This window comes from Dehalobacter sp. MCB1 (assembly GCF_003590275.1).
In the GTDB taxonomy this organism is placed as follows: domain Bacteria; phylum Bacillota; class Desulfitobacteriia; order Desulfitobacteriales; family Syntrophobotulaceae; genus Dehalobacter.
This window is the reverse complement of record NZ_LXPC01000015.1, coordinates 142,072-156,918: the sequence shown is the minus strand read 5'-3', so window position 1 is coordinate 156,918 and position 14,847 is coordinate 142,072. Positions and strand designations below refer to the sequence as shown.

12 protein-coding genes are annotated in these 14,847 nt (G+C 43.9%); 6 read left to right on the top strand and 6 right to left on the bottom strand.

The features are described from left to right. Positions 1-57 precede the first annotated feature (57 nt). Positions 58-903: a Gmad2 immunoglobulin-like domain-containing protein gene (locus A7K50_RS12145; protein WP_020491036.1), complete on the top strand. Its 846-nt coding sequence runs from the start codon at positions 58-60 to the stop codon at positions 901-903. Positions 904-953: 50 nt separating this feature from the next. Here the strand turns inward: A7K50_RS12145 and A7K50_RS12140 are convergent, their stop codons facing one another. From A7K50_RS12140 to A7K50_RS12130, 3 genes are all read right to left on the bottom strand, one after another. After that, positions 954-2,060, bottom strand: a complete 1,107-nt coding sequence (locus tag A7K50_RS12140) for a heparan-alpha-glucosaminide N-acetyltransferase domain-containing protein (RefSeq protein ID WP_020491035.1) — start codon at positions 2,058-2,060, stop codon at positions 954-956. Positions 2,061-2,139: 79 nt separating this feature from the next. Continuing rightward, positions 2,140-3,108 carry a PIG-L family deacetylase gene (locus A7K50_RS12135; RefSeq protein ID WP_026156187.1) on the bottom strand — a complete coding sequence of 323 codons (969 nt, stop codon included), beginning with the start codon at positions 3,106-3,108 and terminating at the stop codon, positions 2,140-2,142. Positions 3,109-3,149: 41 nt separating this feature from the next. Then, positions 3,150-4,565, bottom strand: coding sequence for an HD-GYP domain-containing protein (locus A7K50_RS12130; RefSeq protein WP_020491033.1), 1,416 nt, complete (start codon positions 4,563-4,565; stop codon positions 3,150-3,152). 223 nt (positions 4,566-4,788) lie between these two features. On the opposite strand from A7K50_RS12130, the gene A7K50_RS12125 reads away from it, so the two are divergent. After that, positions 4,789-5,664, top strand: coding sequence for a peroxiredoxin (locus A7K50_RS12125; RefSeq protein WP_348980854.1), 876 nt, complete (start codon positions 4,789-4,791; stop codon positions 5,662-5,664). Positions 5,665-5,750: 86 nt separating this feature from the next. After that, the gene (galU, locus tag A7K50_RS12120; RefSeq protein ID WP_034381963.1) at positions 5,751-6,671 is read left to right on the top strand and encodes a UTP--glucose-1-phosphate uridylyltransferase GalU; all 921 of its coding nucleotides are present in this window, start codon (positions 5,751-5,753) and stop codon (positions 6,669-6,671) included. Positions 6,672-6,884: 213 nt separating this feature from the next. Here the strand turns inward: galU and A7K50_RS12115 are convergent, their stop codons facing one another. Then, the gene (locus A7K50_RS12115; RefSeq protein ID WP_020491030.1) at positions 6,885-7,304 is read right to left on the bottom strand and encodes a response regulator; all 420 of its coding nucleotides are present in this window, start codon (positions 7,302-7,304) and stop codon (positions 6,885-6,887) included. 185 nt (positions 7,305-7,489) lie between these two features. Between A7K50_RS12115 and A7K50_RS12110 the strand changes: the two genes are divergently transcribed. Both A7K50_RS12110 and mscL read left to right on the top strand, forming a co-directional pair. Beyond that, on the top strand, positions 7,490-9,655 hold the full coding sequence (locus A7K50_RS12110) for an ATP-binding protein (RefSeq protein WP_020491029.1): 2,166 nt from the start codon (positions 7,490-7,492) through the stop codon (positions 9,653-9,655). A gap of 90 nt (positions 9,656-9,745) precedes the next feature. Further along, complete coding sequence (mscL, locus tag A7K50_RS12105; protein ID WP_020491028.1) at positions 9,746-10,153, top strand: large-conductance mechanosensitive channel protein MscL; 408 nt, start codon at positions 9,746-9,748, stop codon at positions 10,151-10,153. Positions 10,154-10,335: 182 nt separating this feature from the next. On the opposite strand, the gene fliB is transcribed toward mscL, so the two are convergent. Together fliB and rsgA are read right to left on the bottom strand one after the other, a co-directional pair. After that, positions 10,336-11,580, bottom strand: coding sequence for a flagellin lysine-N-methylase (gene fliB / locus A7K50_RS12100; RefSeq protein WP_026156184.1), 1,245 nt, complete (start codon positions 11,578-11,580; stop codon positions 10,336-10,338). A 518-nt stretch (positions 11,581-12,098) separates the two neighbouring features. Beyond that, positions 12,099-13,175: a ribosome small subunit-dependent GTPase A gene (gene rsgA, locus A7K50_RS12090; RefSeq protein ID WP_020491026.1), complete on the bottom strand. Its 1,077-nt coding sequence runs from the start codon at positions 13,173-13,175 to the stop codon at positions 12,099-12,101. Between the two features lie 273 nt (positions 13,176-13,448). Here rsgA and A7K50_RS12085 point away from each other — a divergent pair, with 273 nt between their 5' ends. Beyond that, the gene (locus tag A7K50_RS12085; protein ID WP_020491025.1) at positions 13,449-14,705 is read left to right on the top strand and encodes an MFS transporter; all 1,257 of its coding nucleotides are present in this window, start codon (positions 13,449-13,451) and stop codon (positions 14,703-14,705) included. The last annotated feature ends 142 nt before the right edge of the window (positions 14,706-14,847 follow it).

The following is a 14,847-nucleotide window of genomic DNA, read 5'->3' as shown; positions in this document are numbered from 1 at the left end:
TTTTAACCCTCACAACCGCAAGCTACTCGAGAATAACGACAAGGAGGAAAATACGCGATGAAAGTGATCAGGAATCTCTTCGTTACATTCATGTTTTTGGCTTTAGTGAGCCTGGCAGGGTGTCAGTCGCAGACAGGACCAACTCCGGAGCCTTCTCCTGAGCCTGAACCCTCTGCTGTTGGAACGATGAAAGCAGCGGTCTATTATCTAAAGGATAGTAATAATGAAACATACCTGGTCAGAGAGGTGCATGAGATCCCGAAAAGCGCAGGTGTTGCCCGGGCAGCTCTTGAGGAGCTAATTAACGGTACCCCTGTAACGGCAGGCGCATTTAAGGTACTTCCCGCCGACACGAAAATTTTAGAAGTTAATATTGAAAACGGCTTGGCAACCATTGATTTTTCCGAAGAGGTGCTGCATGCGAACGTTGGTGCCAGCGGCGAAACGCTTGGAATTGCCAGCATTGTCAATACACTGACGGAGTTCCCGACGATCAAAAAAGTTCAGTTTATCGTAAACGGCAAGGCTGAAAACGGCATGGACTGGTGGGGCCACGTCGGTCTTTATGAGCAACCCTTTGCCAGGGATCTCAGCTCGGTCTATGAACCGGCGATCTGGGTTACGGCTCCTGTCGACGGCCAAACCATAACGAGCCCACTGAAGATCACCGGAAATGCCCAAATCTTCGAAGCTGTCGTAAGCTACCGCTTAAGGGATGCACAAGGTAATATTCTGGCAGAAGGCAACACAATGGCGGCAGCAGGGGCACCAGGCCGAGGCGATTTCGAAGCCTCGCTGACATTTACGCCGTCGGCAGCAGGAAGCGGTCAGCTCGAAGTATTCGAGTCCAGCATGAAGGACGGAAGCGATCTGAATAAGGTCATTATTCCTGTTAAATGGTGATCGGATTAAGTTTTCTTATTAAAATACAAAACCGATTAAGCAGGGATTAGTCACACCGTAAGATAAAGCTTACGCCAGTGCAGCAAGACAGCCAGCAGGACCCAGAGCCCGGTATAAATCGCAATAAAGCCAAGCTGAGGGTTGGTACTCCAGGATTTCACCCAGTTATAAGAAAATTCAAAAACCGAGAGGGTATTCCCATTCATTTTCAGGATCATATGATGCATAACCGAGAATACCATCGAAGAACCAAAATACAGCAGGATCGCATTGCGGCCGATCGCCTCAAACACCCAGTAGACAGGTGCCCGGAGCTTGCTGATAACCGGGATCTGCGGGTCCCAGATCAAGTGGGCAAAGGCCAAAACAAGAATGGTGGCACCGGATGACAGCGTCACAAAGGACGGTGTCCAGAGTCGTTTGCCGATTGGGATAAAGTTGGACAGCAGCGGGGTAAGCAGCAGAAGAACACCAGCCAGAGCCAGGATTTTCAAGAAATTTCGGCTAATGTTTTTATTGTTCAAAAACAAACCTGCCGTATAACCGAAAAGCGTGCTGGTAATTGCGGAAAAAAGCGTACATATTCCTTCCGGATCATATCCGGCATCGCCGTGAACATAAAGATGGCTCTTTGTGAAAATAAACGGATCAATCATTCCGGATAAATTATGGTCCGGCGAAGGTAAACTGTCCGGAAAAGACTGGCTTGTATATAAGAGAATGCCAAGATAGGCAGCCAGAATAAGTAGTCCGGCGGTGAATGGCCAGAACCATTTCCCGGATACTCTGGCGATCAGAGCTGTCATAATTCCGGTAAAAGCCAGAACCTGAAGAACTCCGGTTAAGCGCAGCTCGGAAAGATGAAATTCCCAGGATACCAGGGAATTAAAAATCAGGCCAATGATAATTAGCACAAAAAACCTTCTAATTAGTCGTCCCCATGGCACATGTTTGCGGTAGGCAATCGCCATACTGGTTCCGGAAAGTGTCACAAAGGCTGGAAAAGCAAAGTCGATGGCGGTATAACCAAACCACGGAGCATGCGTAATATAGGCCCCGTAGAGAGGCCCTTCCGGAACAAAGGTGAGGAACAAAAGCAGTACGGACAGAGCCCGCGCAAAATCAAGGGCTTTAATCCGGTTCGTTATTCTTTTCATAGCGTTATCCTTTAATCGAAGTTTGTAATAATTTTTAATACATTTCTATTATATATTTACATGTCAATGATATTACTGGCTACCAAGTCCAGTGGGCTTCTAAAATTTTTTGGGCTAGGCCGAAATTGTAGCTCGTTGATAGGATACCGGTACTGTAGCGTCCAGCATCCGGGTTCCAGACGTAATAAGCATTCAGGGCGTTCTGATATTGGATCATGTTTTCCTGGGAGACGGATCTCGTTATATTTGCCGCCGGATAGAGATCCCAGAGCGGCCGGGAAATAATATAGCGGCACGAGGATATGAGGTTTTCATTCTGAAGCTCATGAAGTGCGGTACCTCCAGCTGCATGATCCGGGTGGGTATCGCCGGGGGACATCGCTTGATGAAGCGCTTGCGGATACTTAGCTTCAAAAGTCAGGATAATTTCGCGGACCGAGGCCGGAGTCACCTGACCATCTGGAAGGTCATAGACATAAATGTTATCCGTCTGGATGCCGAGGTATCTGGTTGATTCATAGAAATCCCGCACGCGCGCTTCTGTGAATTCAGCAGGCGTGATAGGTGGAAGGGCATATGCCGCGAGCCGGTCGTTAACTTCTTTAAATGCGCCGCTTGCTGCACCTTTGGTCAAAAGTACCAGGACGACAGGCTGATAGTGATTTTGCGCTTCCAGAACAGCAGCTCCCATGTTTAAAACCTCATCATCCGGATGCGGGACATAAAAGATAGCCGCCTGATCAGAAAATGACGAATCTGTTAAAGGTTCGGACGTGGTCGATGGATTGTCGGAAGGAGAACCTGATGAGTTAGATTGACCAGCTGTATCAGTGGCATCTCTGTCGGTATTGTCAGTCATGTCTGAAGTATCAGAGAGGGTATCGGAAGAATTGTCCGCTGAATTATCAGAAGAAACATCAAAATAATCCGTTGCCGAGGGGACCGAATTATTCTGGTTAGCTCCACTGTTTACTAGGGTCCACTTTACCCCGGCAAGCGTGATAAATATAAAGATGATCCATAACAGTATCCAATATTTTTTTTTCATCGGTCCTAAACCCATCCTGTTTTAGATAGATATTCAGCTACCTATTCTACATGTTCTTTCCCAAGCACTTTTTCGATAAAGACTTTGGCCAGATGAGGATCAAACTGGGTTCCGGCATTTCTCAGGATTTCTTCTGCAGCAGATCTCTCGTCCATAGCTTTTCGATAAGGCCGGCTGCTGGTCATCGCATTATAAGCATCGGCAATCGCCACGATTCTGGCTTCCAAAGGAATCTCTTCACCTTTCAGACCTTTGGGATATCCCTTCCCGTCCCATCGTTCATGATGAGCCAAGACGTAATCCGAGAGATGTGCATATTCATTCATTGTGCTGAGGATTTCATGGCCGAGCTCCGGATGACGCTTAATTTCCGCCATCTCAGAATCAGTCAGCTTGTCCGGTTTGTGAAGAATCCTGCTGTCGAGACTGACCTTGCCAATGTTTCTGATGAGTCCAATTATCTCAAGATTTTCAATGTTTTTCTCGCTCAATTCCAGGGTTTGACCGATTTCGGCACAAAACTCACTTACCTGAGCGGATTCTTTTTCTTCCATATCATTCTTATGGTACAGAGTTTCCATGATGATTTCGATTAAAGCATTAGCCGGTCTGTTTTTGGCTGTGCTCTTAGTTTTCTCTACAGCTTCCTTATAGACGAGAGCAATTTCATTTTCTTTCTTTTTTATTGTATCACAGCCGGTACATATGGGAAGGTCCAGCGCGTCTAATTTTTCTTTATTTACCAAGTCATTAATCCGGTTTACAAGAATATCGGCCTGTTTGGAGTTAGTCTTTGGCAGCAAGATCATAAATTCATTTTCACTGACTCTGGCAACAATATCGTCAACACGGCATTCCTGTTTAATAACTTCAGCGACTCTTTTGATTAGGTTGTCTCCTTCGGCATTGCCGAAGGCTTTCTTTACCTCGTCCAGGTAATCGACGTCAATGATGGCTAGAGAGATCGGTAGATTTCTTTCGGTATTCAGTCTTTTAAATTCTTCCTCAAAAAACTTACGGTTGTATAAGCCAGTAAGCGGATCGTGAAAGCTTAATGATTCAGTTTTGGCAAGTTTTTTGTTTTTTCTGGCCAGTTCTTTAAATACAAGTACGATACCCTGGATATGGTTTTCTTTATCCTTCACCGGTTTGGACTTACTCTTGACCGGACGCTTTTGACCCGTTTTAGAGAGCAAGACAGCATTTTTGGCAAATACAACATTTTTGCCTGTTTTAAGCACACTCAGCAGATTGTCGCCAAGTACTTCATGGGTATCTGCGTTCAAAAGCTGAAATACTTCGGTCAGCGGTTTGTGAAGCGCTTCTTCGTTCGTCCAGCCGGTAAGCAATTCGGCCTTCTGACTTAATAATTGTATATTGCCTTGTATATCCGTCAAGATAACAGCGTCACTGATCGATTCGAAAGTCGTTTCTAACCATCCCCGGTCTTGTTTCATATCCCTATTCTCCTTATATAAAACAAACTATAAGATGCAATAATCAAACGGGTAATTAATATATCGTCATATTTTTTCAAATATTTAGGAAAATTTTTGAAGATCATAGAGGAAGTAACATTTTAGTGCTGAATATACTTTAAGGAAAATAATTCAATATTCTAAGCAACGGATGATTCGGCGTATCCTTGGATTAAAAAACGACGTTAAGGAGGTTTTTTCTATGGATGGGATCAAGGACAAAATCGGCAAGCTGATCGATGAAGTCAAGGAGAAAACCACAGATTTTAAGGGCAAGGCAGAAGATACCTTCGAAGAAGTAAAGGAGAAAGCGGAAGCCCTCAAAGACAAGGCCGGTGAAGCCTATAAAGAAGTCAAGGAGAGGGCTGAGGTTCTGAAAACGAAGGAGGACTATATCATGGAAGTTGAACAAGCTTTCAGAATGCCTTTAATAGGGGACAAGGCGCCGTCTTTTAAAGCAGTGACGACACAGGGCAATATCAGTTTCCCGGAAGACTATTACGGCAAGTGGGTCATCCTTTTCTCTCATCCGGCAGATTTTACCCCGGTCTGTACAACTGAATTTATGACCTTTGCTACGATGGAAGAAGAATTCAAAGCGTTGAACACTTCGCTCGTCGGTTTGTCGGTCGATTCCCTTTATGCACATATCGCCTGGCTCAGAAAAATCCAGGAACTTGAATGGAACGGCATGAAAAATGTTGAAGTGAAGTTTCCGCTGATTGAGGATATCAAGATGGAAGTGGCTAAAAAATACGGGATGATCCAGCCCGGCCAGTCCACGACTCAGGCGGTAAGAGCTGTCTTTGTGATTGATCCGAAGGGAACGATCCGGACAATCCAGTATTATCCGCTTTCCACCGGAAGAAACTTTGATGAAATAAAACGAATCATTATCGCGCTGCAAAAAGCAGATGCGGACCAGGTTGCGACGCCTGCGAACTGGCGACCGGGACAGGATGTCATCGTACCTACGGCCGGTTCCTGCGGTACCGCAAAAGAGAGAATGGAGAATCAGACGGAAGATCAATATTGTCTGGACTGGTTCCTCTGTTTCAGACGCGAAAAAAGTAAATGATGAAGGCCTTGCAGCCACCGGAAAAGACGGGAAAACATAGTTCTTGGCCGGTGGTGGATGATATAAAATTTTTTTGGAGGTCTCCAATGAAAGTTACGAAAGCCGTAATACCTGCAGCAGGTCTTGGAACGAGATTTCTGCCTGCAACGAAGTCCTTGCCGAAAGAGATGCTGCCGATTGTTGATAAGCCGACGATTCAATACATTGTAGATGAAGCTATAGCCTCAGGTATCAAAGATATTTTAATTATTACTGGCAGGGGCAAGTGGCCCATCGTCGACTACTATGACCGTTCACCTGAGCTTGAAGCTCATCTAAAAAAGAACGGCCAGCTTGACCTGCTTGAGAAAATAAAGAATCTTTCTTATATGGCAAATATCCATTATATCCGCCAGAACGAACCACTTGGCCTCGGACATGCCATTTATTGCGCAAAGTCATTTGTAGGACAGGAACCGTTTGCAGTTCTTCTAGGTGATGATATTATTAAATCGGAAACACCGGCAACCCAACAACTCATGGATATAGCCGAAAAGACTTCTTCCAGTGTGATCGGGATTCAGGAAGTACCAGAGAGTGAAGTTAACAAATATGGGATTATTGATCCGTTGGACCACCAGGGCAACATCTGGCGCGTGAAAAATCTTGTGGAAAAACCAATTCCGACCAAAGCTCCTTCCAGATTGGCTATCATGGGCAGATATATCATTAATCCTACCATATTCAAATACTTAGAAAGTATTAAAGTAGGAGCGGGAGGAGAAATTCAACTTACTGATGCGTTGAAAGCACAAAGCAGGGATGAACAGCTCTATGCCTGCCTGTTTGAGGGTAAACGCTACGATGCAGGCGACAAATTGGGTTACCTAAAGGCTACAGTAGAGTTTGCGTTGGAGTCGCCAAATCTTGGAACAAAATTTGCGGAATACCTTGACGAACTATATCTTAACAGAAATAAAATAACGCAAAGAAAAACTAAGAAAAGAGGCAGCTCCGCTGCTTCCTAAGAGCCAACGGAGAAGAAGTAAGATTCAGGCCAATAAAAAGCCCTAAAAAGGATGCAAAGAAATTTTCTTTACATCCTTTTCATATAGCTTCAATAAATAAAATATCATGGAACCTGGTTGGGATTTATGGAGGTTTTGGTTGGTACTGTCAATAAAGGTGTAGTCTTTATTTATTCAGCTCAATTTAAATTCATTAGTTTTTTTATTCAGTTACTATACTGCGACCGGTGTCGAAGTCTGAAGTGCAGCACTATTGGTTACAAGTGTCTGATGATTGATCAGCTTGTCAACAGTTTCGACTAAATCTTCCAGGTCAAAGGGCTTACTTAGCAAACCCTGGAATTGATCCTGATCAGGTAAATTTTCTGCGTTAGGGATTGAAGCCGTGATAATGACTGCAGGAATACTGCAAAGCCTTTTGTCATTGCGCATTTTCTGGATAAGATCTCTGCCATCCATTTCTCTCATAATCAAATCAGTAAGGACTAAATCAGGAATAAAACCGGTGTACATCAGGTACAGACCTTCCATGGCGCTTTTCCGCACTTCAACCTGATGCCCTTCATCGGTTAACACGGTTTGAATAACCATTCCAATAACGGGGTTATCTTCAACGACCAATATTTTATTCATGTGTCAATCCTCCAATTAAATATGGATTAGGACTATTTTCAGTATAACACTGGGGTAGAGCGAATAGTGTCGAGTCGTGTTTCCTTAATCAGACTTACATGGAAAAAATAGTGTAATATCTGGAAGGAAATCATCAATTCTGGTCGAATTTGCTTATGTACAGATTGGATAGGCAAAGGAGGACCATGACCGTGTCCGAGTGGATTGAGGCAGTCGAAATGTTCAAGTCGGAACGCTGGAACATTTTTTTGCAATGTATCGGAGCAGGTTTGCATTTGGAATTGATGATTGTATCTGAAAATGATACGTTATTAACGAAAAGGCCTGAGTCTTGCTCCATTTGTCATCAGACATATGAAGCGTTCAGCTGGCAAATTGTTCGCTGGCCATTGAATGATGGTTTCTTTCTGGATGCAGTGGAGTGCTCTTCCTGCCGGCAGGAAAAATCAAATTTTTCTGTGACTGATCGGGCGCGTTTAGCTGCGGATATGCTCAGCAGCTTCCAGAATGCGCTGGCCGGATTTAGCGGAGAGATGCGAACTGTTGAATTATCTGCTTTGCGTAAATTGAACCATACTGTAATATCGCTTTGTCACGGAGAAGAAAGCGTTCAGGATCAATTGCTTGAGCTTATTTTAAATGCTCTGATTATCCTGCTTGATGCAGAGGGGAGCTGGCTGGAGTATACGGACGCAGGATTCTCTGCCTTAATGATCAAAGGTGATGAGCATGCGGTAGAGGCTGCCCGTTTAAACAGATATTCTTTTGAAACAATGGTCTTTGAAATCAAGCAAGGTAATTTACACGGAGAGTTAGGCGTTTTACAGCCTCGTGATTTCAGTCGGGCGGAATTTCTGCTCCCTCTAATGGCAGAAGAATGTATCATTGCTTTTGATGGGGTTTGTTTATGCCGACTGCTCAAGAAACAGCTGGATGTACTTTTGGGTGCGGTTGGCAGTGCAGTTGTTATGATTGACCGTCATTATCGAATTATCTATGCCAACAGACAAGCAGAGCAATTGATGAATGGTGCAAATGTTGACCTGCTCGGAAGCCCGATCGCTGATTGGCCGGGACCGTGGCTGGGTTATATCCGTTCCAATACCATTATCCCTGTTGGCGGACAAATGGATTCTTTCCCGACTAAGTACAGTGATTCCGACATTTGCCGCGTTGACTGGCAAGTATCTCCGCTGCTGGAAGAAACAACAGTCAGAGGCTGGTTGCTGCTGCTTGAGGATCGGACGGATTATTACCGCTGGCAAGAGAGTGCCCGTCAGGCTGAACGTTTTGAGGCGACTGCAAAGATGGTGGGCGTCCTGGCGCATGAGCTACGTAATCCAATCAGTGCGGCAAGCGGACTTCTACAGCTCATGGGCCGCAAGAAAGATCCTGAACTGACACGCAATTATAAAGACCTGGTTTTGAGGGAACTTGACAGGGTCACCCGTTTATTAAATGAATTTTTATTACTTGGAAAACCATCCAACATTGAAGCTGAACCGATTGACCCAGTTGCTTTTCTCCAGGAACTTATGCCATTGTTTCAAGGAGAAGCCATGGGTACAAAGTCGGATATTATTTTGGAAACAAGAAAGGTTTCACCGGTGGCAGCTGATCCAGGCCAATTAACGCAGGTCATGCTAAATTTGGTACGAAATGCAGTCCAGGCTGCAGACGCCGGGGGCAGAGTAATCATTTGGTTGGAAGAACGCGGCAATCAGGTTTGTATCGATGTCATGGATAACGGGCCGGGATTAACGCCGGAAGCCATTAAAAATTTATTCCGTCCGTTTTTTACCACGAAAGAAAGGGGAACCGGTCTCGGACTTCCAATTGTTCGGGCTATCGTACATAATCATGGCGGTGAAATTACGGCTTTTAACAGAGAAGATGGTGGCGCTGTCTTTTCAATGAGTTTCCCCCCGGCGGCAAACCAAAAAAACAGTGAGACTGACGTCCTGATTGCACTGGAAGATAATTTGTTTAATTATCCGTTGGAGCAGGCCCTTTTGAGCACTGGGGTAAAAGTAATAACGATTTCAGGCCTAAAAAGGGCGCTACAAGGCTCCGATGAAATGGGCTCCTTTGAAATTTATCCCAAAGTCGTTATTGCCGAATCACCGGATGGGGAGGGTGGCCCGAAGACGTCAGCATTAATTGCTGAATGCCGCAAACAATGGCCTGATTCCAGGATCTTGCTGCTTGTGACGTCAATGCAGCCGTCATTAATGGTTAAAGAAACGGATGAAACAATACAGTACAGAGGGAACCAGCAAGTAAGCTATTTGCAATATTCTGTTGATCTGACCGAATTGATCAGTACAGTTCAGCGTTTGTTAGAATATTGAAATAATATTCTTTGGCTGGCAAAGAGCGGTGAGGAACCGTTGTGCAAGACAGTATGTTTGATTATAATGGTTACAGAGAGGAGTGGTTCGATGGTTAACGAATTCAAACAGTTCATCATGAAAGGTAACGTTGTCGATTTGGCGGTAGCCGTAATTATTGGTGGTGCCTTCGGGAAGATTGTCACGTCTCTAGTTAATGATATACTGATGCCGGTTATCGGATTCTTGCTCGGAAGGATTAATTTCACCAATCTGAAAATTGTAATTACGGAAGCTACAGACGGTGTACCGGAAGCAGCGATCAGGTATGGCGCATTCATTCAATCGATTGTTGATTTTCTGATTATTTCACTGGCCATCTTCTTTATGCTGAAAGTGCTGATAAGATTCAGGACAAAGAAAGAAGAAGAGCCGCCCGCTCCCGAAGTAGTACCTCCTGAACCTTCCAAACAGGAAATCCTGCTTACGGAGATAAGGGATATCCTGAAATTCAGGTAATTTGATTTTAATATATATTGATTAACATTAGATAAAGCTGTGAACAACAAATAGAATGTTTAAGCGCATCTTTCCTATGGAGAAAGGTGCTTTCTTGTTGCATCATTTTTTTTCATTGTGCTTCAGTTCTAATTGAAATTTGAATATAGTATCCGATATTTCCATTGCTAGTCTTGATACCTTTAATCCTTCACGAAAACTTTGATATGGACGAGAGAATCTAAATGGCTTTGTTTGAGGACTTGAATCAGGTTATGAAGAATCGGGTATTTATGTTCGACAGCTTTTGTATAGGATTGAATCACCATGATGGCAGTATCAGCGTTCAATTCCTGCTGATAAGCAGATATTCCAACGAGCTGCATTTTGAGCAAGGCATAATTGACTGCCAACAGCAAGTAACAGTAATAAACTGAATTCCCATTCAAGTCATAAGGAAACAGCTTCATAAAAACGTAATTTAAAAGGTAGTTTTCCAGGATATAACCATGTTCAAGCATAAAAGGGGAGTAATACCTTTGATAGGCTTCTTCATAGCATTTACCAACTTGGGCATAACTTGTTGAATCATAAAAACGGATTCCTTCTAAAAATTTACTGAAGCAACGTAGATACCGGTCTGATTCAATTGAGGGAAGAATCACACGGATCGTAGGAGGTAGAAACAGGGAAATGCGTGAGGCCTGAGAAACAGAAATAGCTGTTATATCCTGCATTGCTGAAGCATCCGTAAAAAGAGCTGTGTAGCTCAAAATGAGATCTGGGATTCTATCAACATCAGGCGCTTTTTCCAGCCGATCAACCTCCTTCATAAAGGCCCCAAGAAAAACAACTCTGTCATCTAAATGGTATCTTCTATCTTTCAGGATACGCCAAGTGAATTCTCTAAGTTCAGATAGGTACTTTGTAGGTTTATTTTGGAATATCCTGTCATTGGTGTTCAAACAATTGTAAACAAAATTTCGGGTATCATTGGGTTCTTCAACTTCGATTAAATCCATTCCCTCAAGCTGCAGCAGAGCCAGACGTGCCGCTTCCGGACAAGCTAGAGTCGCTGATTTTTCCAGGACACCGTTGAAAATATTGGTGATACAGGGAAAGGAAGCGCAAATCTCGGATAAGTATTCTTCTCCTCTTCGGCATTGCAGGAAACACAATTTTTCTTCCGTGAGAAAAGGACAACGATAATCTTCGGTCGGATTGATGGTGATATAATCCTGTTTTGCTGACGAACTGCGGATGACATAAATATTTTCTTCAAATAACTTGCGGATGACGGGATCATCTTCCACCTTGTATTTGCTGAAGGTTTCCGAATCGATTCGGATGGTAAATCCTAAGCAGCAGGAATTCTCACAGGCTGAGGCAATACAGCTGAAGGTTTTCAGATAGGAAGGGGACAAAACATTTCTTTTTGCTTCGATCATGGCACACACCTCATCGTGGTTTATATTCATACCATTATCCTATGTGTCATATTCCAGGTTGAGACTGCACATAACAATTTGCTACAACATCAACATATAGCAAAGAATGATACAGATAATGAGAAGAAAATTACGCCAAAAAACTAGATAAACAGTTGGACGAGGTGTATACTTGAAATAATTTGGAAGAAACTCCAAATTTTTTCTGTGTATAGACAGAAATTCAGACGGAAAGAGGAGATAAACAAATTATCATGATTCAATTTTAAAAAGCATTATCTGTTGTTATCGCCATGATGTTATTCGTCGCAACGCTTTCAAGTGAAGCAGTAGCCTTGCCGACTACGCTTTACCAATCAAGCACCCTGCAAACAATTACTGCTGGGGTAACTTTGGAGCATATATCAAGATCACTGTAAACGGCTGGTTAAATATCAAATGCAGAACAAGCGCCTTTTGTCAAAGGTGCTTGTTCTGCATCAGAGAAACCAATCAGTTTGAGTCTACTTGTACTCGTATTATCTTTCTTTTTTGTTCTTGACCCGACGCATGGCCTGTTTCATTTCGCCTTTGCTGCCAAACATTTTTTTGATCTTCTCCTGTTCCAGCTGACGGAAATTCAGACCATCGTAATCAAGTTCTCTCTGCAGTTTCTGGTAGCTGTTTAGCCGGTCCTGCCGAAGCAACCCAGTTTCAATTGCTTTTTGTACCGCGCATCCGGGTTCCGTGGAGTGGGAACAATCTTTAAATCTGCATTTTTGGGCAAGTTCAGTGATTTCATCGAAGGCTTGGGAAAGATCACCGGATTCAATTTGCAGCTCCCGCATGCCGGGCGTGTCAATCACAAGGCCGCCATCCGGAAGCATCAGCAGCTGACGGCTGGTTGTTGTATGCCGTCCTCTGTCGTCATCCCTAACCTCCCGGGTTGCTAATAATTCCCGGCCCAGCAGGCGGTTAATCAAGGTCGATTTTCCGACACCGGAAGAACCAATAAATGCGACCGTTTTACCTTTGGTAATATAGGCTAAAATATCCTGGTAACCATTTTCTGTCATAATCGAACAGACCACGACATCTGTGCCGGCACTAACGTCTGCAATTATTTGCAGCTTCCTATCCAGATCAACACAGAGGTCTGCCTTGGTCAGAACAATCACAGGCGTTGCCATGCTGTTAAAAGCAATGGCAAGATAGCGTTCCAGCCGGCGCAGGTTGAAATCATCGTTCAGGGACATGCAGATAAACACAACATCAATATTGGCCGCGACAATCTGTACCGCAAGGGATGTGCCTGCGGCTTTTCGCTCAAAGGCACTTTGGCGGTGCAGCACCTGGTGAATGATCGCGTTGCCGGAATGGTCATCCAGGCGGTCAATCATGACCCAATCTCCGACAGCCGGAAAATCTGCAGTGTTCATCGCGTTGTACATAAATCTGCCGGATACCTCAGCCAGTATTTCACCACGTTCAGTGATGACCTGATAGAAATCCCGGTGCTGTTCAATCACTCTTGCCAAATACAAACCTTCAAATAAAGTGGCTTCTTGCGCAAAACAATCATGCAGCCCGTAGGCAGCTAATCGATTTTTATTCATGATTCCTCCAAAATTTTTAATCCAAATTATGAATGGGTAATCTACAAAATGGTCAGGAAAATCTTTTGGAGGGTTTCAAGGTTATTAAACCTGTTTGCCCTCCCGGCAGAGGACAAGGGGCTCGTGAACGTTGCGGGACATCATCATAAAAACATACTCCTTTAGTTTAAATTTGATTATGAAATACAGTATAATTATACCATAGCTGCCTAACCAGCGTATGGAGTACGTGAGAAGCGTTAAAAATACATACAGATAGGAGAACTCACTGTAATGCCTGATCTTGAAAATACGTCAAGTATGTCGGAACTACCGAACGTGGCCAACTGGAAGAAAGACACCATTTTGTTTATTACAAGCCAGACGCTCTCGCTTTTTGGGACATCGCTGGTCCAGTACGCGATAATGTGGTACATTACTTTAAACACGCAGTCTGGCGTGATGATGACGGTTTATATTATCTGCGGATTTTTGCCGACTTTTTTGCTTTCTCCGTTTGCCGGAGTCTGGGCTGACCGTTATAATCGAAAAAACCTGATCATGCTGTCAGACACGCTGATCGCATCAGTTACCCTTATTCTGGCCATTCTTTTTTTAATGGGCTACAAAACTGTCTGGCTTCTATTTGTGATGGCTGCCTTGCGTGCGTTTGGAACGGCGGTCCAGACGCCAGCTGTAGGTGCATTTTTACCTCAGCTCGTTCCGCAGGATAAGCTGACCAAAGTTAACGGCATCAACGGCAGTATTCAATCGCTGGTTATGCTGATATCACCGATGATCAGCGGAGCATTGTTGGTCATAGCTGCAATTGAAACCATCTTTTTTATTGATGTGGTCACAGCTGCCATTGCTGTGACGGTATTATTTGTATTCTTACGGGTGCAGGCCCATGCCAAAGCTTTGCAGAAACAAACCGTCAGTTATTTTGGTGATCTACGTGGAGGGATGCAGTATGTCCTAAATCATCCGTTTTTAAAAGTTTTCTTTTTATTTACAGCTGTTTTCTTTTTCCTGGCAGCACCTTCTGCGTTTTTAACTCCGCTACAGGTCACACGCAGTTTTGGTAATGATGTCTGGCGGCTGACTGCAATTGAAGTTGCATTTTCGCTTGGCATGGTTATCGGCGGACTCGGGATGGCATCGTGGGGAGGCCTCAAAAACCGGGTTAACACGATGACCTTGGCAGCGCTAATGATTGGCGTATGTACTTTCACGCTTGGGGTTGTTCCGGTTTTTTGGATTTATCTTCTTTTTATGTTCCTGATCGGGGTCGCCATGCCCATCTTCAATGTCCCGGCAATGGTTTTGCTGCAGGAAAAGGTAGAAGGGGATTTCCTGGGAAGGGTATTCGGTGTTCTGTCCATGATATCCAGTTCCATGATGCCGCTTGGCATGCTGGTATTTGGTCCTTTAGCTGATGTGATAAAAATTGAGTGGATGTTGATCGTAACCGGTGTGCTGCTGTTTATTCAGGGATTTTTCCTGCTTGGAAATAAAACCCGAATTGAGCCGGAAAGACAAGAGCAATAGAAGATGGCAGAAATGAATTCTGTATTATTCTTTGTGTTTGCTTGTATATCAATGCAATATTTTATAGTATAATAGCAGTCGAAATTATGTCATTGACAAAAGCTTTCGATTTTAGACATTTTTAGATATATTAAGGAGGACA

Excerpts from the sequence above, each read along its gene's own strand:
- A7K50_RS12145 (WP_020491036.1), top strand. The coding sequence starts at position 58 with ATGAAAGTGATCAGGAATCTCTTCGTTACATTCATGTTTTTGGCTTTA.
- A7K50_RS12140 (WP_020491035.1), bottom strand. The coding sequence starts at position 2,060 with ATGAAAAGAATAACGAACCGGATTAAAGCCCTTGATTTTGCGCGGGCT.
- A7K50_RS12135 (WP_026156187.1), bottom strand. The coding sequence starts at position 3,108 with ATGAAAAAAAAATATTGGATACTGTTATGGATCATCTTTATATTTATC.
- A7K50_RS12130 (WP_020491033.1), bottom strand. The coding sequence starts at position 4,565 with ATGAAACAAGACCGGGGATGGTTAGAAACGACTTTCGAATCGATCAGT.
- A7K50_RS12125 (WP_348980854.1), top strand. The coding sequence starts at position 4,789 with ATGGATGGGATCAAGGACAAAATCGGCAAGCTGATCGATGAAGTCAAG.
- galU (WP_034381963.1), top strand. The coding sequence starts at position 5,751 with ATGAAAGTTACGAAAGCCGTAATACCTGCAGCAGGTCTTGGAACGAGA.
- A7K50_RS12115 (WP_020491030.1), bottom strand. The coding sequence starts at position 7,304 with ATGAATAAAATATTGGTCGTTGAAGATAACCCCGTTATTGGAATGGTT.
- A7K50_RS12110 (WP_020491029.1), top strand. The coding sequence starts at position 7,490 with ATGACCGTGTCCGAGTGGATTGAGGCAGTCGAAATGTTCAAGTCGGAA.
- mscL (WP_020491028.1), top strand. The coding sequence starts at position 9,746 with ATGGTTAACGAATTCAAACAGTTCATCATGAAAGGTAACGTTGTCGAT.
- fliB (WP_026156184.1), bottom strand. The coding sequence starts at position 11,580 with ATGATCGAAGCAAAAAGAAATGTTTTGTCCCCTTCCTATCTGAAAACC.
- rsgA (WP_020491026.1), bottom strand. The coding sequence starts at position 13,175 with ATGAATAAAAATCGATTAGCTGCCTACGGGCTGCATGATTGTTTTGCG.
- A7K50_RS12085 (WP_020491025.1), top strand. The coding sequence starts at position 13,449 with ATGCCTGATCTTGAAAATACGTCAAGTATGTCGGAACTACCGAACGTG.